This is a genomic window from Chitinophaga deserti (genome assembly GCF_003149455.1).
Classification (GTDB): domain Bacteria; phylum Bacteroidota; class Bacteroidia; order Chitinophagales; family Chitinophagaceae; genus Chitinophaga; species Chitinophaga deserti.
In genome coordinates this window covers 1-21,199 of record NZ_QFFK01000001.1, presented here as the reverse complement: position 1 = coordinate 21,199, position 21,199 = coordinate 1, and the positions used below count along the sequence as shown (strand labels likewise).

Below are 21,199 nucleotides of genomic sequence, written 5' to 3'. Positions count from 1 at the left end.
ATGATCAGGAATGTGTCTTGGCCGCTGGCCGGGATTTAAATTGATCGAACCCCAACGCGGCAACGTCTGCAGTAAACTGCCTAAATTGCTCGCTGCTCATGTTGGAGACCGGCAGGCGGAAAGCCCCACAGTCCAGCCCGATCAGTTTCATATATGCCTTTCCGGTGGCTATACCTCCATACTTACCCAACAGCCGGATCATATCGATCGACTGCTGCTGTAATTGTGCAGCTTTTGCCGGTTCACCATTATCAAATGCTTCCATCAGCTGGTGGTACAGCGGGGCAGCGTAATTGAAGGTGCTGCCTACAGCGCCTTTTGCGCCAATGGCAAGGGCAGGGAGCATGTTTTCGTCGCGGCCCCAGAGCATATCATACTTACCGTTTCTGAAATTCATGCAGGAGAGGAAGTCCATGAAATCCTCATGCGTGTATTTCACCCCGGCAAAGTTGGGGATGCGCCCTTCCACTGCTTTCAGCAGATCGTACATGGCGAAGCCAACGCCGGTCAGCACGGGAATGTGGTAGTAGTAAAAAGGCATATCGGGCACAGCAGAGGCTACATCTGCACAGCATTGTGCCAGTGCTTCCACGGTTGCGGGCTTGAAGTAGAACGGTGCTGTGAAAGACACGGCGTAGATGCCCTGTTCCTTTGCATACACGGCCAGTTCCCGGCAGTCGGCAAGACAGGTGCCTCCCAGCAGCAACATCACTTTAAAATCATCATCGCCCTTTGCTGCAGCGGCCCAGGCGGCCGTTGTCTGCTTCTTTTCAGTGAGGGTCATGGAAACACCTTCTCCTGTGGAGCCGCAAATGAAAGCGCCTTTAACGCCGTTGGCTTTCAACAGGCGGTAATACTCCGGGATCAGTTTCGTGTTCAGCGCTCCCGCCTCATCCATGGGCGTAAAGGGAGCAGCAATCAGTCCTTGCAAATGTTTCATGCGCATCTGGTATCGTATGGTTAATTGTTGCGGGTTAATTCGTTTTGGCGGTCAGGTAGCCGGGTGTCTGGTTCACGAGTGGGTCATTCGTCCAGATACTGGTCTCTACCGGCCAAAGGATTTTATAGCCTTGTGTGGCTTTGTCGAGTACACCGAACGGATGGTTCGGGCTTTTAAATACAAGCGGCTCATTGGCGAACTTCATCCGGCGGATGTCGTACCAGCGCTTACCTTCGAACACAAACTCTTTACTGCGCTCGCGGAAGATGGCCAGCTCGTTGGCATCTTTGCTGCCATTTACAAATGGAGAAGGATCGTTACCTGCACCATATGCCCTGTCGCGGATAGCTTTGATATAAGAAGTGGGGTCTGCATACTGGGCATTGGCGATCTCTGCCAGCATCAGCAGACGGTCTGCCTCACGGTATACCGGCCAGTCGTCAGCGAAGTAGCGCTTATTGGCATCGATAGTACCGATGAATTTCACCAGTGCCGTATTGCGGATAGTTGTTACATATGGAGTGGCAGAAGTGTTTATGCGGTAGTAATCGTAGAAAGTAGCATTGCGGCGGGTGTCCTGTACATCGTATGACTGAAACAGTTCAAACGTATACCGGTACCGCTGGATCACCTGCTGGGAATTGGGTTCCGCAATCTTCAGCGGATCAACCAGGAAGTTGCCTACGCCTTCACTTACCAGGGAGTCTTTGTAATGAAGTCCATTGAAGTTGAAGGTGGAATAGGTAAAGGCACCCACGCTCATTTCCGCTTCCGCCACCCGGTACCGGATGGTGAATATGATTTCGCTGTTGCCTTTGTTAGCGTAGTTGAAAGTATTTGCGAAAGAAGGCATCAGGCTATAACCGGTAATACCATCGAGCGCGGTTTTGGCCTCGGCAAGATCGGCAGTGGTGCCATATACTTTGGCAGACCAGAGATATACTTCTCCTTTCAGCATCCGGGCAGCATTGGGAGTAAACTGGGTCTTGTCAGCAGAAGCCGCTGCGCCAAACTGCGTCAGTGATTGGTTTACGTCCGATTTGACGAGTGCCAGTACATCTGCTTCTGAAGCTCTTGCTTTCCGGAGCGATACCACATCGGTATTGCCATTCAGTACTTCCGGCTCGGTACGGATGGGCACTCCGCCGTAAGTGCGGAGGAGGTGGAAGTAGTAGTAGGCACGCATGGCAAATGCCTGGCCCAGCAGGTAACTTTTCTTTTCTGCAGAAAGGAAGCCTACTTCATTTACTTTCTGAATAAACAGGTTCAGCTGAAGGATAGGACCATAGAACCCGGCCCATCCGGTTACGCCGGAAGAGTTTTCTTCAATACGCTGTTCGATGATCTGAAGTTCATTGAGCGAGGTGTTTTGTACATCCACATTGCTCATTCCGCCTCCACGCATTTCACCCAGACGATAAAACTGGAACTGGTTATCACGGAACTGTTTATGAAGGCCTACCATGAAGTTGGAGACCTGCGTTTCGTTCTGCCAGAAGTTACCGTCACCGAAATAGTCTTCCGGTGAAAGGTCCAGCGTTTTGTTACAGGATGCGAGTACGGCCGTAACCATCAGCACCCGGAATATATATTGTAGTTTGTTCATGTCGGAGAAGTTTGAGATCAGTTATCAGAATTTAAGATTGGCGCCGAAAATCAGTTGTGTCGGAATGATATATGCGCTGTTCTGGCTGCCGGTACGCTCCGGCAGGTTAGTTTGGCTGTTGGTGATATAACCAAGGTTCTGACCGGTTACCGTCAGGGTAAGACCGCTGATGCGCGCCGGTTTCAGGATATGGGAGGGGATGCTGTAGCTGAGTGAAACATCGCGGAAGCAGAGGTAGGAAGAGTTAACCCAGAACATGTTGCTCGGGCGGTCGAAGTTCTTCGTGTTCAGCTGGTCGGCCCAGGAATAGCGGGGGTATTTGGCATTGGGGTTCTCTGGCGTCCAGGTGTCCTTAACCACATCAGTGGCATTAAACTCGCCCTGGAAGCTGCCCAGTGCCCACATGTTCATAAAGTCCTGCTGGATGTGGCCCAGTGCAAAGTCAAGACGGGCGAAGAGCTGGAAGTTCTTATAGGAAACAGTAGTGTTGAAACCACCTGTCCACCGTGGGATGGATCTGCCAAGGCGTGTCTGGTCGCGGTAATCGATGGTGTCGTTCCTGTCGAGGTCGCGCCACATCATATCACCCAGTTTGGTGGAAATATGATTGGTGAGCCCTTTTTCAGTAATGAGCTTCTGGCTGGCAACACGTTTACCTGCCGCAGCGCCGCCCTGTACTTCACCTGCAGCGATATCTATTTTGTTATAATCAGCAAGGTCTTTATCGTTGCGGATAATACCATCACTCACAAAGCCATACACTTCACCCCATTCCATGCCTTCCTGTAAACCGCCTACCCACACATTACGGCCTGAGGCGGGATCATATACCAGCTGGCCACCCTGGCGGTTCTTTTCGTTGCCGTTGTAAGGAAGTTTCACCACCGTGTTTTTATTCCAGCTGGCATTAGCAGAAACCTGCCACAGGAGGTCTTTCTGTTGAATCACTTTATACGTCAGGTCCATTTCCACACCGCGGTTGCGCATGCTGCCATTGTTGGTGCGGATGGAAGAGATGCCTGCAGAAGTTGGGAGATTGATGTAAGTCAGCTTATCATCTGTAAGCCTGTTGTAATATGCTACGGAAGCGGTGAGACGGTTGTTGAAGAATCCGAGGTCTGTACCTACTTCCACCGTCCTTGATTTTTCCCATTTCAGTTTAGGATTGGCGATACCAGTTTGCAGGAAACCCGTAATGCCGTTGTAAGGCTGTTGCGCCCCATAAGAGCCCTGCAGCTCGTAGAGGCCAATAGCGTTATCTGTGCCGATACCGATGTTGCCATTAATACCGTAGCTGGCGCGGAGCTTCAGGAAGGAGAGCCAATTGCTGGTGCCTTTCATGAATTCCTCCTTATGCGCCATCCAGCCGATGGAGCCTGCAGGGAAGGTGCCATACTGATTGTCGCCGATGAGACGGGAGTATCCGTCGTGACGTACGGTGAAGTTGGCAATGTACTTACCATCATAGTCATAGATCAGGTTCCCGAATCCGGACATGATCCTTTCACGGGCATGGTAAGAATCGGTGCCGCGTGTCTGTGTGGTAGCGTTGTTCAATGTCAGGCCCAGATCCATGAAATCATCAGTAGGGGCAAGCCTGCCGCTGGCACCTACGCCTTTGTTGTATGCATCGAAATACTCAAAACCAGCCAATGCATCAAGGCTGTGGCGGTTGATCTGCTTTTTGTAGCTGAGAGTGGCATTGTAAGTCTGCCGGATGGTACGGTCGAATGCTGCAGAGCTGGAGCGGTCGCGGTTCCAGCCTGTATTCGGGTTGGTGTAAGACTGGATACCGGTACGGAAGTCTTTGTTGAAACTTTCGTTGAAGCTTTCATCATAATAAAGAATAGCACCTATGCGGCCGGAGAGGTCGGGAGTGAATTGGAGGTTAAAGCGTTGGGTGATGGTGAATTTATCGCTTTGGTTTTTACGGATGTATTTGTCGGCATTAAAAAGCGGGTTGCCATCGCTGGCATCACGGCCGAGAAGCATTTCTCCTTTTGTATTGGTGCCGCGCATGGTGGGAGGTGCGGATAGCATCCTTCCCCAATAGTTGGCTTCACCATTGGTCAGCGTCTGATCTCTCCAGTTGGCCATGGCGTACTGGATACCGGTTTCGGTATTAACCCAGTCGCGGATTTTGTAATCGGCATTTCCGGTGAAAGTGAGCCTTTTGTAGAATACGTTCAGGGGCAGGCCTTCTTCGTTAAAGTACCCCAGGTTGGCGTAGTATTTACCACGCTCATTGCCGCCAGACATACCGAGGTTATAGTCCTGCGTTACTGCGGGTGATTTGAAAGCGTAATCGCCGTAGTTGAAGTCTTTATAGATTAGTTGTGCGTTGGTACCGTTCGGATCATAGTCACCGGCAGCGTTGGTCTTCACGGGGTCGGTCATCACTTTCCAGCCGTCGTTGGCATTGAGCAGCTCACGGTTTACGTCGTTGAGGCGCATGGTGCTCCAGATGGCGCGGGAGTCGTAATTGCCGTCGAGGATGTTGCCTGCGGCGTCTTTATACAGGTTACCGGTACCGCGCGGCCCTACGCCGGAGAGCGCAGAATTGGCGAGGGTGCCGTTTTTGATAGCTTCCACCACGCCCATGCGCGTCCATTTGATATAATCTTCCGCATTGAGGAAGTTATAAGGACTGTTCATGTAAGCATAGCCACGTTTTGCCTGGAGGTTGATTGAAGTAGTTCCTGCTTTACCTCTTTTGGAGGTGATAAGGATTACACCGTTTGATGCACGGGCTCCGTAGATAGCAGTAGCGGCGGCATCTTTCAGTACTTCGAGAGAACCGATGTCTTCCGGATTAATATCGCTCAGGGAGCCACGAACCTGTCCGTCGATCACTACCAGCGGACTGCCCGACCCGTCGAAGTTGGTACCGCCGCGGAGAACGATGGAAGGGAGGGCGCCTGGCCTGCCGGAGCCCGTAGCTACCCGTACCCCGGAGATGGTGCCTGCCAGTGCCTGGGCGGGGTTGGAGCGGAGGCCGGTTTCCAGGATCTTATTATCCAGCTTCGCAATGCTGGAGGTTAGTTTAGACCTTTTGGTGGAACCGTAACCGGTGATGACCACTTCGTCCATGCGGGAAGCTGAGGAAGTGAGGGTGATGTTAAGGGTACGTGCCTGGCCGATGGTTATTTCCTGCGGGGCGTAGCCGATATAGGAAACGGATAGAACATCGCCCGGCTGTGCGTCAATAGAGAACTGGCCCTGCGTATCGGACTGAACCGCTTTCTTTTTGGCCTTAATAACGATGGTGACCCCTATAAGCGGGGTGTTATCGTCCCCGGAAACCACTTTTCCGGTGATGGGACCGGATTGAGACCGGCCTGTGATGGATAGGAGGAGGCAGGTCAGAATGACGAGGCCCCTGCTGAAGGCGAATTTCATAAATGGAGTATTTTGGTTGTATTATGTATAACATAACAAAAGTAATGAAATCCCGATAGGAACCAATTTTTATGTGATTTTTCGCTGGGTGTTAACAAAATTTGATGCTGTTTACTAATTAACGTGCTGTTATTCAGTAGTTAGTGTAGAAATCTCTGAAATCGATTGACATGTCAAAATTTACATTGACATTGATTATATTTGCACGATAAGTAATACATATTATGGACCTCATCGACATCAAGGATAGTTTTAAGACGGTAGATACCAGTTCGCTGGTGGATAAGGTGGAAGCCAACCTTGTAGCGTTATTGCAGCAGCGGAAACTGAAAGTAGGGGATTCCATACCCAAGGAGCTTGAACTGGCCGAAGCACTGGGGGTAAGCCGCACTGTGATCCGGGAGGCCTTGCTCAGGTTACGCATGATGGGCCTGATTGAGTCGAAGAAGAAGAAAGGCGCCGTGATTACCAGTCCGGATATCCTGGATATAATGGGGAAGAGTATGAACCCATATATCCTCAGTGAGGAAACGCTTAAGGATATATTTGAGATCCGGCTGGTGCTGGAAATAGGAATGGCCGACCTGCTGTTTAAGAATCTCCGTCCACAGGATATAGAAGATCTCTACAATATTGTAAACAACGAGCCTGCCAATGTGGGAGAGAACCACATCTTCAACATCAGCCACGAGATCGCTTTCCACGGGAAACTGTATGAGATCACGGGTAATGCCACGTTGAAGAAGTTCCAGAAAATGCTGCTGCCGGTATTCGATTATGTACATCACAGCGGCCTGCTCCGCAAACAATCCACCGTACGGAATTTCGTAAGCCATAAAGGCCTGGTGGATATACTGCAAAACGGCTCCCCTGAATTGTTCCGGAATGCGATGCGCAATCACCTGGAGAATCATTTCTCCCGGTTGTTCGATTAGACAATATTTTTTGTCAAAATAATTGGCGGATTAAAAATTAAATCTTTTCTTTGCTGCCCCGAAAGGGGAAAAGGATCGGTAGTTCAGTCGGTTAGAATGCCGCCCTGTCACGGCGGAGGTCGCGGGTTCGAGTCCCGTCCGGTCCGCAGAAGGGGACAAATCATTTAAAAAGTGATTGTCCCCTTTTTCGTTTTTTGCCATATCCCGCTGTAGTTGGGCGATTCGGACGAAAAGCGGGTTGATGTTTTCGGTTCGATAACCCTGTTTTTTGCGGTCGTAGAAAATTCCGGTTGGGAAGATGAGTTTTTGCAGTTTTTCTTGCTTATCGATTTCGCTGGAAAGCCATGTGGTAGGCAGTCTGGAGCAAAAATCTACGACTGATTTTACCTTCTCTTCCAGGTTCGATATTGTTCCCTGACATTTTCCGAGTTCGAGGCTGATTTCGTCCCGCTCTTTCGCATATCGGAAGGCAAGTTTCTGGAAAGTGTCTTTTGTCATTTCATTTAAGGCGTAGAATTTCTCCTCAATGGCGTCGATCTTCTTATCCACTTCTTTTAAGCGGTCGGTGTAGATTTTCTCTTGCTCTCTATTTCCCTCGGTTGATTCGTGATAGGCTTCGATGAGCGCCTTTTCTACGTATGGTATGCAATCTTCATCTACGGAAAGCTCTTCTAACAGTTTTACAAAGTCGTCATGCATCAGTTTGGCGCTACGGTTACAGCGGCATCCGGTCTTGTTGCATTTGTAATACCAGAGGTTTTTAGCCTTTACTACGTATCCTGTAAAGGGGACACCACATTCCCCACAGCGAATGAAGTTCTTAAGGGGTAAAGCGGCGTCTTCCTTCTTGTGTGGTACTCCATAACCTTGAGCTTTCTCGTTGATCCCGTTTATCTTTAGGAATAGCGCCTGCGATATCAACCTTTCGTGTTTCCCCTCCACCACCTTTCCGTCTAGCATACTATGATTGATGATACCACTGTAAAACGGGTTCTGCAGGATTTTGGTTAGTTGCTGCTTATACATCTTTACCCCCATTGCCCTTAATCGGGTAACGATCTCCTCGTTCTTCATTCCTTCAGCTTTCCACTCAAAAGCTTTACGGATCTTCTTTCCGATATCATTCACCCGGATTTTACGTTCTCCACCTACCCGCACGATTTCGTAGCCCTGCGGTGGTCGTGTTACCCAAATACCGGCTTCAAATTTCTGACGCATATTAATGATGGTACGTTGCCGCCTGACTACGTTATCGTGTTTACTGAAGATCAGGTGAATATCCTGCTGGAAAGAGCCGTTGGGATTGGAGGTATCGATGGGCTGGGTAACCGAAATGACATTAATTCCATACTGTTCTAAAAGATCGTCTTTCAGCTTGATGGCTCCGCCGCCGGTGCGGGAGAACCGGTCAAAAGAATATACAAACAAGGATTTAATCCTCCCCTTATTGGCAGCGATGTAATTGAGCATCCGTTGAAACTCCTTCCGTCCATCGGTTTTCGCACTTTCGTAAGTGCCTCCAAAATATTCGACAATCGGAATATTTAGCTTAGCAGCCTCCCGGTCTATCAGGGCTTTTTGGGTAGCAAGGCTCATGTTATGCTCAAACTGTTCCTTGGAGGAAACTCGCGTATAGGCGATGCTATTATTTACCAGTACGGCAGGAGCATTACTTCTGGAGGGCTTTGCAAACTTTGAGAAGGAGTTTAGGGAGGTCATGTCAACTTAGTTTTAAGTAAAAATGCTTATGCGGTAGTTCTGATAGTTTCATTAGGCATGGCTACTACCGTGCAACTAACGTTAAGCGCTAATAGGATGCTAGCGAGTAGTCTGATACTATCAATAAATCCCTCCTTCTGCTCATCTGTCAAATGATCGAAGGAGGGATTTTGCCGGAGGGATTCGGTCCAGTTGGGAGTAAGGTTCTTTGGATTCATGGCATATCTTTTAAGCAAGATGCCACATCTTAAATTGTCGGTTCCGGGAATGGACGGGATTGTCCGGCTTTTTCCCGATTATCCTCGATATTTTATCATATTGACCACTTACCCAAATAGTGTTTTGAAACTTTTTCAATCATTTTTAAACATCGGCAAACATTTTCAAACATTTTTGACTGGTGCGCAAATAGATTTCAAATCGGAATCGAATCAATTTGACCTTCTCGCTGCGTTCTTGGGGGGCGAAATTGCATAAGTGACCGAGTTCCATAAGGGCGACGGGAGACTAACCGACTCGTAACTGATAGGTATCCCGGGAAAAACCAGTGGACTGGTAGCTTCAAAATGGAGGGTGAGGAACACGCTCTTTATAGATGGATTGACTTCCTGGAGTAATTTGAACATTTCACTCATTACCAATTCCAGTTCCTCCCTGTTTTTAATGATTAAGTTTGTCATAACCAATGATTAAGGTGTTTAGAGCAGTGTTTTCTGATTTCCGTTCTTTGATTATTTGTTCGGTAAATAATTGCATTTCAAGCAGTAAGGAGTATCCTACTTTAAAAATCACCTCTTCCTCTGCTTTAGTGGCTGGTCTGGAATATTTGAGATAGCGTTGGAAGGTTTGATCGCTCCAGCCTAATTCCATGCAGATATTCTCTTTGAATCTTCTCGCGAGTTGGCTATGCGCTTGGAAGAAAGTGTATTGCGCGGAGAGGCAATAGCCTAGCTGATCAGTCAACTTGACATTCATAAATAATGGAAATAAATTGGTGAAGAAATGGGGTGCCTGGGAACTAACGAACAAAAAAAATGGCGTGGGTTAGTTCCTACCGGCCTGAGGGCTACGACACCCCGTACGAGATAAGAACGCCCACACCAGTATGATGCAGGCGATTTACCTTATACTCTCGTACGGTCAGAAGGTCGTAGTTTCAGGCGCGAGTGTAAAAGCAAATTCGCTTTGTTATATTATGGATTGCAAAAGTAAAATTTTACGATGTATTCATATAAGTGAATTTATTCTCACTGTTATTGCAATATAAGTGGAATAATTGAATCTACCTAATTAGTGCCGACCTAATTGAATCTGGTGTAATTCGGTAGGAAAGAGCAGATTTACAGCATGTCAGAGAAGGAACCCACAAATAATAATCAACCCGAAGATCGTCAAAGAGAAATGGCCCGCCTGGTGGGCGCCCGTATCCGGGAACTCCGGATTGCAAAGGGGTATTCCAGTTATGAGGATTTCGCTTATAAGCATGATATGGGAACCAGCCAGTTTGGACGGTATGAGCGGGGGGATACGTTTATTCAGTTGGATACATTGGTTAAGGTATTAGATGCACTTGAGATAACTTTTTCCGACTTTTTTAATGCAGAATCTTTTAAGTAATTGGTCATTAACCCCTTCCCCCAATGGTTTTTAAGGAAAAAAATGTATTTTAGTTATATATTACGATAAGCAGCCTAGTGTGGTTGCATTTATTTGAATACGCTCCTTTGTTAACAGACAACTTAATTTAGTAACCCTTATTGTATTTGTCCCATGGCGATATACCGATGTGAAAAATGCTCTATGTAGTGTTGTTCCGCGTTTAATAGCTACCCCTTTTTTAACTATCATACACCTATGGCAGGATTCTTAATTATTCTAGCAATCCTTATTTGGATTGTAATTGCTGACAAGAAACGTAGAAAGGCTAAACTTCAGAAACTGACAGAAGAATATGTCAGACAGCAGGCTGACCAAGAAGTAACAAACCGTTACCCGAAAAGTGAGGCACCACCCAAACGAGAAACACCGGCCAATACGATCTCAATTCAAGCCCAAAGTAAGCTCGGCCATATGGACCGTGAAAAAGCCGAGCCAATTACAACGGATGATTTCATTGTTGAGGTAAGCAAAGAGTTCGATTTGAGGAGTATACATCAAGCCCCCCAAACTCCGCCTCAAAATTCCTCTCGCACACAAGCCCATCCTCAACATCAAACCTACTCTAACATCATACAGATCTCCATACAGACTGGAGTTCAATATGACTTTGATGAATATAAACTGGGGAAACGCTACAAAGACAAATTAAGCCTTTCAGCCCAGGAAGTCGGCTTGCTAAATAAGTTTTATCATCACCAGAATGTTTTCACTTCGATTGAAGGATGTTGCATTGAAATAATGAAGTTATATCTAGCAACTATAAAAAAGACTAACAATAAACTTAAAAAAGCAGATAGTTCAATTGCGAAAGAAGTAAAAAGTATGCAAGAAATTGCCAGGAAAGATCCTGCAAACAATTCGCAATATTATGACTATCAATATGTTATAGATCGCGTTGAAGATGACGCATATCTGACCATTTTTAAACGTGCAGAAATTCAAATTCGAGAGGCATGGTCACATAAGCGAAAAATTGGCGGTGAGTATCCTTTATACAGTACTCTTTCTGATACATTTAATGCTAAAATTGGGAAATACGTTGATGAATCTATCGAAGAATTAAAACAAACTATTGGAATTCCTGACCGAGAAACTGAGATCGAACTGAATGCCCAAAACGTTAATAGATGGAAGGAACAACTAGAAAGAATAAATTATGCGTTTAAGATTAGTGATCGTGGGCTGGAACAAGGTCAAGAATATGCACAATCAATACATAAATTGGCTACGTTAAATGTAAAGAATGTTCAACAAGAAAATATCTATTATGATGCTTCCCGATTTATGGCTGCATACTATCCCGCCGAATCTCTAAAGCTATTCATCCATTACATAAATATTGATCTTAACTCGTCAAAATTCGATAACAAACCTTTCACCAAAACTATCCAAAAAAGTTTATTCAAATCAATACAACAGCTGCACTCATTCGAGGTTGCCGTAAGCGAATTCATAAAGTCAAAAGATTTACAGGCTGCATTGAAGGCCGTTAACACTATATATGAGCCTGCCCGGAAGCGTATTTCATTAGACAAGGCGCTTATTTCCAAGGTACAAGAAAAAGATCAGGATACTGTTGAATTGCTAAATGAATACCTGGAGGATGAATATGAAGATGATCAAGTTCATATCAAAATGGAAGAGGTAAGTGCTGAGGAAGTCAAGCTGGATATCCATAAGAAGGGACAAGACAAACCGCCTACCTTATATTCCCAAGATTTGACTCTTTCAAGCATACAAATCCAAACCCTACAGCATTTTGAGAAAAATAAATTGACAATTGTTAAGCCAGAGTTGGATATTTTTTGCCGAGAGAATGGCTATATGGCAGGACAAGTGATTGATAGTATAAATGAAACTTGCTTTGACCTGATTGACGACAATTTGATCGAGGATGTGGAAGGTGCTTTCACAATTACTGAAGAATATTATTCTAAAATAAAGTGCAATGATTGAGAATTTAAAACCAAGAGAAGCTACCGCAATAGTTAATTCGCTGCTTGGTGGCGTTGTCCCTAAAATTGGCGTGCAGCATATAACAGTTGGAAGATCCGACGAGGTAACTGCATTCATCGATGCCTTGAATGACGTTAAAAATGGACACAGTATAGTTAAGTTCTGGATTGGAGATTTTGGCTGCGGAAAGTCATTCATGTTGCATTTGCTGGTAACTGTCGCTTTGAAGCAAAAGTTTGTAGTTGCTAATGCAGATTTTACCCCCGACAATCGTCTTTATTCAAACGACGGGAAGGCGGTTGTATTATACACCGCCATTATGGATAATCTTGCTATCCAAACCAAGCCCGAGGGAGGAGCGCTACCTAGCCTATTAGAGAAATGGATTGAACAGATTATTCAAGCAACAGCCCAAGAGAACGGTATACCAATGACTGAAATTAGGGACGATCGTCATCTCCCCTTAATTCAGGATAACATTATGAAAACAATTAATGAGTTTACTGATGCAGGTGGCTTTGATTTTGGGCTCGTTGTTGTGAAGTATTACGAAGGATATATTAAAGGCGATGAAATACTACGCAGAAATGCCTTACGCTGGCTAAAGGGAGAGTATAGAACCAAGACAGAAGCCCGGCAGGATCTTGGTGTTCGTGAAGTGATCAATGATATCAATTATTATGATATGCTGAAAAACTTTGCAAGATTGTTCGTTAGCATGGGGTATAGCGGCTTCATGGTTAATTTGGATGAAGCTATCAACTTGTATAAAATCTCCACCTCAGTAATGCGAGAGAAGAACTACGAAAAGATACTCACAATCTATAATGATTGTCTACAGGGGAAAATTTCAAATCTATTTTTCAACTTCGCGGGTACGCGTGAGTTTTTAGAAAATGAACGTAGAGGACTTTTTAGTTATCAAGCTCTCAAATCACGTTTGGAAACCAACAAATTTGAGATGGCTGGCCGAAGGGATTTCGCACAGCCCGTAATCAGACTAATGCCTCTTGATCATACAGAAATATTTGTGTTGTTAAAGAAATTGTTAGCGGTTTTCAATTTTAACTATAAAACAGAACTTAATGTTTCTGATGAGGATATTCATCTGTTTATGGAAGAAATGTTTAATAAGCCTGGTGCCAATGAATTCCTGACGCCACGGGAGGTAATTAGGGACTTCCTAAGTATACTAAGCTTGCTTAGACAGAATCCAAATCTTGATAAGAAGAAGCTATTTGGCGACATTGAGATCAGAGATGAAAGACCATCCGAAGTTTCTCTTGACAGTATAGAAGAGTTGTAATGCCTTATAATCTATTATCCGAACCCATAAGAAGATATGTAAGGGATAAACGCTGGGATGCATTCCGGCCCATCCAGGCTGCAGCCATCAAGGCGATCCTCTCAGACGACAGGAACTATATTTTAAGTTCACGAACTGCTTCGGGGAAGACGGAAGCTGCTTTCCTACCCATTCTATCGAAAGTGGATTTTAAGAAGCCAGGAGTTGCAGTCCTTTACGTTTCCCCTTTGGTGGCATTAATAAATGATCAATTTGACCGTGTAGAGGATCTTTGTAAGTATTTGGACATTCCTGTTACGAAATGGCATGGTGAAGCAAACAGATCGCTTAAGAAACATCTTATTGAAGATCCTAAGGGTGTAGTATTAATCACACCCGAATCTATTGAAGCTATGTTTGTTAATGCGCCTTTTAATGTCAGGAAGTTGTTTCAAAATTTGCAATACGTTGTCATTGATGAAGTACATGCCTTTATTGGAAGTGATAGAGGGATACAGTTGAGATCAATATTAAACAGACTAAGAAGAATTAATACAGATAGATTCAATATTGTGGGGCTCTCAGCAACTTTGGGTGACTTCAATGAAGCGCGTAAACTTACTTCAGAGCCTGAAAATACGGTCATACTTCGCGACAAATCACCTAAAATAGTCGAAGCAACTTTTAGACATTTCGATAGCGACGGTGCCGGCTTGCCATTAGATTTGATGAAGGATTTGTACAGGAATGTAAGCAATAGGAAGACATTAATTTTCCCTAATAATAGGGGTCGTACAGAAGAAGTATCAGTTAAACTCGGGAAAATTGCGGAAAAAGTAGGTGGACACCTGAACTATTTTTCCCATCACTCATCGGTAGATAAACTTGAACGTGAATATGTTGAGCGATTTGCGAAACAGTCAAAGGGTCAGAATTTCAGTATTTCATGTACCTCAACACTGGAATTAGGTATTGATATCGGAGCGGTGGATTTGGTAGTTCAGATCGATGCTACTTTTTCAATTGCTTCGTTGGTTCAGCGAATAGGCCGGAGTGGCCGAAGGGATGGGGATAAAAGTCAGCTCATTTTATACTCTACGAATCCCTGGAGTCTGCTACAAGCTCTGGCAAGCTGGTCACTTTATAGAGAGGAGAAGATTGAATCATTTAATATATCAGAAAAAGCCTATGACATTTTATTGCACCAGCTTTTATCTATCGTTAAATCCAATTCGGGGATTGAAATCGAAGAACTTGTTTTGCAGTTAACCTCCAATAGGGCATTCGCAGCTATACAAGAAAATGAAATATATGAAATTATTTCCCATTGTGTGGAGGAGGATCTACTGGAAATAATTAGAAGTGAACTGATAATAGGTTTGGGAGGGGAAAAGCTAGTAAATAACTATGATTTTTACAGTGTTTTCAGCACTGAGCCTTACTTGCATGTGATGGAGAAAGGGAGAAAGGTTGGCGAGATCCCATTTTCACCAATGATTTTTCCTGGGGAAAATATTTTGCTGGCTGCGCGGATTTGGAAAATTGTCGATGTAGATGAAAGTGTGTCAAAAATTGAAGTAGTTCCCGCTAATGATGGGAAAAGCCCAATTTTCTATGGTAGTGGTGGCGTTGTTCATTGTATGGTAAGGCAGAGAATGTGGGATATTATTAAGAGCGATGTACCTATAATGAATATTGCAGATGATTGTAAACGGATAATTCAAGAATTAAGGGATGAATTTGAACATAATCATTTTGACGAGACTTTTGTTGATCGCCCCGTCTTTGTCTCCGAAGAAGGAATTGTTTTCTATACTTTCTGTGGTACCCGGATTAATAGAACTATTTCAGTGGTACTTGAGAACTTAGGGTTTTTGCATGAGCTAAACGAGAATTCTTCTGGCTTTAAAGTATTCGATAACAAAGTCTCAATATCCGAATTGGTAATTTTAGTCCTTAATGCAATCAACAATATTGATTCGGTGCTTTCTGATGTAATTCACCGAAATCCTAAGATACTTATGTTCTCAAAGTGGGGTCAATATTTACCAGTCAAATTCAAGATTGAAATTGTTAAATGCAATTATCTAGATGTTGATGGTACTATTAATTTTCTAAAGGCTAGAAAGCTATAATGAATGAGACAGTGGTTATATTATACACTTTAATTCGTGAAATTGGAATGATTTTCTAACTTTTTATCAATCAAAATTCTAAAATAATTTGAAGTAGAGAATGATTAGGTTATTGGCTTTTCAAATTACAGGAACTATAAAAAATGGGCGAATATGGAAAACGGCAGTAAATTTAAAACTAACTTAGATTGGTTCTCTATTTTTCTATTAATACTTGCACTAGTATTGTTTGGATTTTCCTTTTTTGCACCTTCTATTTTCGTTAAAGAGGCAGCGAATACTAACCTCGATTTTACAAAAACAGGAACAATCGGTGATACTATAGGCGGGACCATGGGGCCATTCATTAATCTTGCCGCTGTCGTTGTTACGGGGCTAGCATTTTATATGCAATACCGTGCGAATAAATTACAGATGTTCATATTTGACAATCAAACAATGTCGAATGATAAACAACAGAAACAACAGCAATTTGAGAACCATTTTTTTGAAATGCTTAAGTTGCATAAAGAAAATGTAGATGAACTGAGTATTATAAGTGTGGCCACCGGTCAAATTACAGATAAGAGAGATGCTTTTCGCGTAATGGCAAGTGATTTTACCAGATTCTTAGAATATTTATACTTGGAGAATGCCGATTTCGAGGTGGAATATCAACGTGCTTATGCAGTATTCTTTTGGGGCTGGGCAAGTACGGCAAATGATATAGACGAGTATTCACATGTATGGCAGCGTGTTAGGGAAGGGCCTGAAGAAATGGATTATACTTATTCGATTGATTTCCGAAGTTATAATGGATATGCTGCCGCGCTGGGACACTATTACAGGCATCTTTTCATGATGGTTAAGTATGTTTCAGAAAGCATAGTTGTTGATAAACATGAGGATAGGATGAAGTACCTAAAGATTTTACGTGCTCAATTAAGTAATCATGAACAGATTATGTTATTTTATAATTGGATGGCCGAAGGATATGGGGATGCATGGGAGAATGAAGACAACCATTATTTTACTAAGTTTAAAATAATCCATAACCTTTGGGTTGCGGAGCTCTTTCAGCACCCTACTGTTGCAAACAAGGTTAATCAAATGATTGATTATTATAATGCGCATGAAGCTGGATCAAGTCCTTTATTTGAATTTCAACGAAGGGATTTCCACTACAAGATGCCAGTTCCTGATTTCAAAAAGGCAGGTAAGTAAGATCCCATCTAGGACTTTAATTTTTATCATCTTAACTATCTGTCTTCAATATGCTGGTTGGAGTTCATTTCAGCAAAATTCGACTGGGAATCAGTTGCAACGATGGTGGAAAATTACATCGAAGAAAGGGAGGCGCTGCTGCGAATCTTCCTAAATCCTCAATATTACCCTTATGAGTTCCCGGTCAGTGATGTACTTGAGCTCTAGAAGTACCACAGCCACTGACGGATGGCGTGCTGTTGCCGGTAGCAATAAGCGATCATCTGCAGCAGAAGAATGGGGAGGTCCGCAGGAAAGTATTGATAATGTCGGAGAAGCTGTGGGGGCGGCTCACAAGCTATCCATTCCTGCAAAGAAAAACAAACGACAGGATAATTAGTTTGTGTTATTCAGCGTGTTGCCAAGTAATAATTTTTATTATTTTACAACCAATATTTACCCACTATGGAAGTTCCCGTAAAGAACCTGGTTGAAACAGTTGACCTTACCTCAGAGGATGTACTGCTCCCTCTTCTGGAATGTGTTGTGAATTCCATCATCAGTTTACAGCAATCAATACTTCCGAAGTCTCAACAGAAGATTCAAATACAAATTGAACGAGGAGATCCACCCCAAATGCTAAACTTTGACAATGTAAAAACCATTGCGTCTTTCAAAGTGATTGACAACGGTGTCGGATTCAACAATAGAAACTTTGAATCCTTCGAGACACCCTTTTCACAAATAAATAAGGATCATGGCTGCAAGGGAATAGGCCGTTTCACGGTCCTAGCTGCCTACCAGGAATTTCTTGTAGATAGCAATTATAGCGAAAATGGCCAATGGTGGAACAGAACATTTAGGTTCACAACCGACAAGGAAATAGAATCCCAGACCTTTAATGCAAGCGATAAAAGCAAATGGAGAACCACTGTATATATTAAAAATTGTTGCAATCAAATAATACAGGAACGGTCCGCATTGACGCTGCAGCAGATAGCGGAAGTCATTATGCAACACTGTTTTATTTACTATCTCAGCGGTAATCTTCCAACCATTGAACTTATTGATATGGAGGATAAAAAAGGTGAGGTGATAAACGATCTTTTTGAAAAGGTCTCACGCGAGAAGGAACGCGAGTTCTCTGTAAATGGCCACAAATTCAAGATATATATTACAAAATCACCTAAAGTAGGTAACCGGCGAAATAACTATCTCTATTACTGTGCAAATGATCGGTCTGTAGGTAATCCTAGAAACTTAAAGAATATAAACAGCATCTTTACTTTTCCCATTCTGGTTGATGGCAATTACTATTTCTTTGATATTTATCTGGTGTCAAAATTCCTAGACAGCAAAGTCTATAAAGCCCGGAATGGTTTCAATATTCATAAGGAAAAGGAAAATTTGTTATTCAAATCTCCTGATATAATTACTTTCCAGGACATTGAAGAGGAGATCTCAAAACTACTCGAGAAGGAATACGACAGTTTCGTGAAAGGGGCTAAGGAAAAGAGTGTTAAACAAATCGCAACCTATATTCAGACAAAAGCTCCTCGATATAATAGCTTTATTAAAAATCCGGAAATTCTGCAAAGTATCCCACCTAATCTACCAGAGGATAAATTAGAAGAACACCTATACCGGATATCGTACACTGCGAGGAAGAACGTTGAAAAGAATATTCAGAAATTCATTGATGATAAATCAATTGACGAGGCAGCCATTTCCAGTATTATCAATGACATAAAAGAAAAGACAGCCTATGACGTGGATAGCCTTGCCGATTATATGACTCGCAGAAAAGCCATTCTGGAGTTATTTGATAAATTTTTAGATGCCGATGAAAATGGCAAGTATAAACTAGAACAAGATGTGCATAAATTGATATTCCCGCTTGGCCTTACCAATAGTGATTTGGACTACGAGAACCATAACTTGTGGCTGCTTGACGAAAGGTTTATTACCTATAAGTTTATCGCTTCAGACAAAAGCATCACATCCTACTCGCAGAAGAGCAGCCGGAAGGAAATGGATTTGATCTTACTTGATAATCCCCAGATGTTTGACAATCCCATAAGTTTCGGAGATCGTAGCAGCGGCGAGGTAAATTCTTTGGTTGTATTTGAATTTAAAAGGCCCGGTGATACGGCACATCAAAAGGACAAAAAGGACTATCGTTGGCAGTTTTCAGAGCTGATTGAGCCTTATTTTGATGAATTTCTTTATAAACCTGATAAAAAGAACTACAAAGGAAACCAGATTGTTATTCACAAGACAACACCCAAATTCGGGTTTGTAATCTTAGATGTAATTCCTTCCCAACTGTCGGGATACAACAAGGATAAGGGATGGAAGGAAACACCTTTTGGCACTTACTTTAAGATTGAACCGGAAATTAATCTTCACATTGAAGTAATGACGTTTAGGAAATTACTCGACTTTTCCATAACCCGTCATAATCCTTTTTTTGATAAACTTTTTAGTAGATAATTTTCAAACTGAAAAACGGAGTGGCATCAAATTGCCAATTAGTCTATCCTCCAAAAAGAAGGACAACAATGCAACCAATCACTCAAGACTTAATCAAACGATGAGGATGATTTTCTAAGAGATTACTTGGGCAGGGTTCTTCCCGAAGAAATAGGCCAAGCGCTCAAGACGCTGTTAAGTTATGGCAATTATTATACAATACACAACTTACGACCAACTAGTATTGTTGAAAAGAAGGAGATCCCATGTCCATTTTACCATTGACTATAACTTTGGTTCACTGTTCTGTGATTATATCAACAAGGTGTTTGTTGGTTTTTTTATCTATCAATTCATTGCGTCTTTCAGGAAGTATGGGAAGAGCTAGGTGAAATTCTTTTAATAGTTATGAAAAAAAGAAAAACGCACTATCCTTGGAGCGAGTATAAAATTGGCCCCGTGCCAACGAGAAATTACCCAAGTAATGATTGTCAAATTTTGGATAAGGTTTATCATGTCGCCCATCTTGCTACGGCTGTTAGGATTGTTGAAGATGGGAAGATCAAACAAGGACTGATTTACGATAAAAGTAAACTAAACACAAGCCGGATTTTAGTAACATGGCTTTCTCCTAATGTCTGGTACCACGGCTCGCAGTATGGGAATATCTCATTTGAGTTTGATTTCTCCAAACTCGTTGCAGGAAAGAATTACTACTGGGTAGAAGTTATGGAGGAATATAACCCACATGCCTGCAGGATACTTATTACTACAGAGAATTTTGACGGTACTCTTATTCCTTATGTCCCTACGCAAGGTGATGGACCATGGTACTATGATGTTGAAAATAAGAGACATTACTGGAATGGTACATACTGTCTTGAGTTTATGTTTACAAGGGATTTGTCACTGTCTATAGCAAATGAGGTAAGTTTTACAGGGCACCATAGTGAATATTGCAATATGAAAGAATCGGCCTGCCGTGATCAGAAAGTTCCTAAACAGTATATCAATGCTAGGTTTGTTTCACACCTTACAGCAAGCCTCGTGTCTGTGGATTCGAAGCTTTTTACCAGGAATGTGCGCAGAGGTATCGGTCCGGCTGAAGGACTTCGAAGTGGATTGGAACAAATTGTCCAAGAGGGCATAAAGCCAAATAGGGACAAAAAATGGGGTGATCTTGAATCAGATAGCGACCTTGCCGAGGCCACGGTCAAAGCTGCTCTGAACTTTTTGAGCCAGGACAACAAGTCAGATTTCAGGAAAATGGTGAGGCAGTTTTGTAATATAGACTCATTCACCGAATGCCTAAAGGAAATCGTAGCTGAAAAGTTTGGAATCGATAAGCCTACGTTGCGGTTCTTGGATGATTAGGGAGTTTATCAGAGGGCTTTTATCTGTAGAGGCAGGAAACGAAGTGATTTTGGAAAATTAAAAGTTCGATAATTGTCCCTCCCAGCCCGCAGAAGGGGACAAATCATCTAAAAAGTGATTGTCCCCTTTTTCTTTTTTAGCTACATCCCGCTGTAGCTGGGCGATTCGGAAGAAGAGTGGGTTGATGTTTTCGGTTCGATATACAATTGAACACCTCATTAATAAAGCCAAAGAAGTCTTGCAATTTTCATATTCTCATAAGATGACGTAGCTAATATCCGGGAAGAGGAGCGCTAGTTGCAAGGAAAATATAGAGAACTCCGAACGTGCATTACGTCTGGCGTTCACAGTATTTAGATATCAGGGAGGTGGAAGAACAACCTGGTTACGTTTGAAATTCTTAAATAAGTTGAAATAGCTACGATTTAATCTGACAGTTAGGGTTAATTTTAAGTAACCACACTTTTAATCAACCCTTTAAAACTGCCAGACATGAATGTAGCGGTAAAGTTAATTAAAAACAAAGTAGGCTTATTA

Annotated in this window: 13 protein-coding genes, 1 tRNA gene and 1 pseudogene; 9 read left to right on the top strand and 6 right to left on the bottom strand. The window is 43.1% G+C overall.

The annotated features are described in order from the left end of the window. Positions 1-4: 4 nt before the first annotated feature. Genes DEV76_RS00075 through DEV76_RS00065 form a run of 3 tightly spaced genes read right to left on the bottom strand, consistent with a single transcriptional unit; the run spans position 5 to position 5,945 of the window. Complete coding sequence (locus DEV76_RS00075; RefSeq protein WP_232826829.1) at positions 5-940, bottom strand: dihydrodipicolinate synthase family protein; 936 nt, start codon at positions 938-940, stop codon at positions 5-7. A gap of 34 nt (positions 941-974) precedes the next feature. Next, entirely contained in the window at positions 975-2,546 is a 1,572-nt protein-coding gene (locus tag DEV76_RS00070) for a RagB/SusD family nutrient uptake outer membrane protein (protein ID WP_109693871.1), read from the bottom strand. Positions 2,547-2,570: 24 nt separating this feature from the next. Further along, complete coding sequence (locus DEV76_RS00065; RefSeq protein ID WP_109693869.1) at positions 2,571-5,945, bottom strand: SusC/RagA family TonB-linked outer membrane protein; 3,375 nt, start codon at positions 5,943-5,945, stop codon at positions 2,571-2,573. Between the two features lie 224 nt (positions 5,946-6,169). On the opposite strand from DEV76_RS00065, the gene DEV76_RS00060 reads away from it, so the two are divergent. Together DEV76_RS00060 and DEV76_RS00055 are read left to right on the top strand one after the other, a co-directional pair. Next, a complete protein-coding gene (locus DEV76_RS00060) occupies positions 6,170-6,880 on the top strand; it encodes a FadR/GntR family transcriptional regulator (RefSeq protein WP_109693868.1) in 711 nt (236 codons plus the stop codon). Positions 6,881-6,952: 72 nt separating this feature from the next. Further along, positions 6,953-7,026 (top strand) — tRNA-Asp (locus DEV76_RS00055). A 742-nt stretch (positions 7,027-7,768) separates the two neighbouring features. Here the strand turns inward: DEV76_RS00055 and DEV76_RS26315 are convergent. From DEV76_RS26315 to DEV76_RS00040, 3 genes and pseudogenes are all read right to left on the bottom strand, one after another. Beyond that, positions 7,769-8,599, bottom strand: a pseudogene (locus DEV76_RS26315) (recombinase family protein); the annotation flags it as partial. Positions 8,600-8,625: 26 nt separating this feature from the next. Next, positions 8,626-8,817, bottom strand: coding sequence for a hypothetical protein (locus DEV76_RS25795; RefSeq protein ID WP_157962625.1), 192 nt, complete (start codon positions 8,815-8,817; stop codon positions 8,626-8,628). A 442-nt stretch (positions 8,818-9,259) separates the two neighbouring features. Further along, positions 9,260-9,574: a hypothetical protein gene (locus tag DEV76_RS00040; RefSeq protein WP_109693864.1), complete on the bottom strand. Its 315-nt coding sequence runs from the start codon at positions 9,572-9,574 to the stop codon at positions 9,260-9,262. Between the two features lie 372 nt (positions 9,575-9,946). Between DEV76_RS00040 and DEV76_RS00035 the strand changes: the two genes are divergently transcribed. From DEV76_RS00035 to DEV76_RS00005, 7 genes are all read left to right on the top strand, one after another. Further along, positions 9,947-10,216 carry a helix-turn-helix domain-containing protein gene (locus DEV76_RS00035; RefSeq protein ID WP_109693862.1) on the top strand — a complete coding sequence of 90 codons (270 nt, stop codon included), beginning with the start codon at positions 9,947-9,949 and terminating at the stop codon, positions 10,214-10,216. A gap of 237 nt (positions 10,217-10,453) precedes the next feature. Then, positions 10,454-12,214, top strand: coding sequence for a tellurite resistance TerB C-terminal domain-containing protein (locus DEV76_RS00030; protein WP_109693859.1), 1,761 nt, complete (start codon positions 10,454-10,456; stop codon positions 12,212-12,214). Then, entirely contained in the window at positions 12,207-13,520 is a 1,314-nt protein-coding gene (locus DEV76_RS00025) for an ATP-binding protein (RefSeq protein ID WP_109693857.1), read from the top strand. The genes DEV76_RS00030 and DEV76_RS00025 overlap by 8 nt, the downstream gene beginning before the upstream one ends. Then, entirely contained in the window at positions 13,520-15,634 is a 2,115-nt protein-coding gene (locus DEV76_RS00020) for a DEAD/DEAH box helicase (protein WP_109693855.1), read from the top strand. The genes DEV76_RS00025 and DEV76_RS00020 overlap by 1 nt, the downstream gene beginning before the upstream one ends. Positions 15,635-15,787: 153 nt before the next feature. Next, entirely contained in the window at positions 15,788-16,837 is a 1,050-nt protein-coding gene (locus DEV76_RS00015) for a putative phage abortive infection protein (protein WP_109693853.1), read from the top strand. A gap of 444 nt (positions 16,838-17,281) precedes the next feature. Further along, positions 17,282-19,309, top strand: coding sequence for a hypothetical protein (locus DEV76_RS00010; protein ID WP_109693851.1), 2,028 nt, complete (start codon positions 17,282-17,284; stop codon positions 19,307-19,309). Positions 19,310-19,696: 387 nt separating this feature from the next. After that, the gene (locus tag DEV76_RS00005; RefSeq protein WP_109693849.1) at positions 19,697-20,662 is read left to right on the top strand and encodes a hypothetical protein; all 966 of its coding nucleotides are present in this window, start codon (positions 19,697-19,699) and stop codon (positions 20,660-20,662) included. Positions 20,663-21,199 lie beyond the last annotated feature (537 nt).

What these genes read in the sequence shown, in the direction of transcription:
- DEV76_RS25795 (WP_157962625.1), bottom strand. Translation starts at nt 8,817, where the DNA reads ATGAATCCAAAGAACCTTACTCCCAACTGGACCGAATCCCTCCGGCAA.
- DEV76_RS00015 (WP_109693853.1), top strand. Translation starts at nt 15,788, where the DNA reads ATGGAAAACGGCAGTAAATTTAAAACTAACTTAGATTGGTTCTCTATT.
- DEV76_RS00005 (WP_109693849.1), top strand. Translation starts at nt 19,697, where the DNA reads ATGAAAAAAAGAAAAACGCACTATCCTTGGAGCGAGTATAAAATTGGC.
- DEV76_RS00020 (WP_109693855.1), top strand. Translation starts at nt 13,520, where the DNA reads ATGCCTTATAATCTATTATCCGAACCCATAAGAAGATATGTAAGGGAT.
- DEV76_RS00010 (WP_109693851.1), top strand. Translation starts at nt 17,282, where the DNA reads ATGGAAGTTCCCGTAAAGAACCTGGTTGAAACAGTTGACCTTACCTCA.
- DEV76_RS00025 (WP_109693857.1), top strand. Translation starts at nt 12,207, where the DNA reads ATGATTGAGAATTTAAAACCAAGAGAAGCTACCGCAATAGTTAATTCG.
- DEV76_RS00060 (WP_109693868.1), top strand. Translation starts at nt 6,170, where the DNA reads ATGGACCTCATCGACATCAAGGATAGTTTTAAGACGGTAGATACCAGT.
- DEV76_RS00035 (WP_109693862.1), top strand. Translation starts at nt 9,947, where the DNA reads ATGTCAGAGAAGGAACCCACAAATAATAATCAACCCGAAGATCGTCAA.
- DEV76_RS00070 (WP_109693871.1), bottom strand. Translation starts at nt 2,546, where the DNA reads ATGAACAAACTACAATATATATTCCGGGTGCTGATGGTTACGGCCGTA.
- DEV76_RS00030 (WP_109693859.1), top strand. Translation starts at nt 10,454, where the DNA reads ATGGCAGGATTCTTAATTATTCTAGCAATCCTTATTTGGATTGTAATT.
- DEV76_RS00040 (WP_109693864.1), bottom strand. Translation starts at nt 9,574, where the DNA reads ATGAATGTCAAGTTGACTGATCAGCTAGGCTATTGCCTCTCCGCGCAA.
- DEV76_RS00065 (WP_109693869.1), bottom strand. Translation starts at nt 5,945, where the DNA reads ATGAAATTCGCCTTCAGCAGGGGCCTCGTCATTCTGACCTGCCTCCTC.
- DEV76_RS00075 (WP_232826829.1), bottom strand. Translation starts at nt 940, where the DNA reads ATGAAACATTTGCAAGGACTGATTGCTGCTCCCTTTACGCCCATGGAT.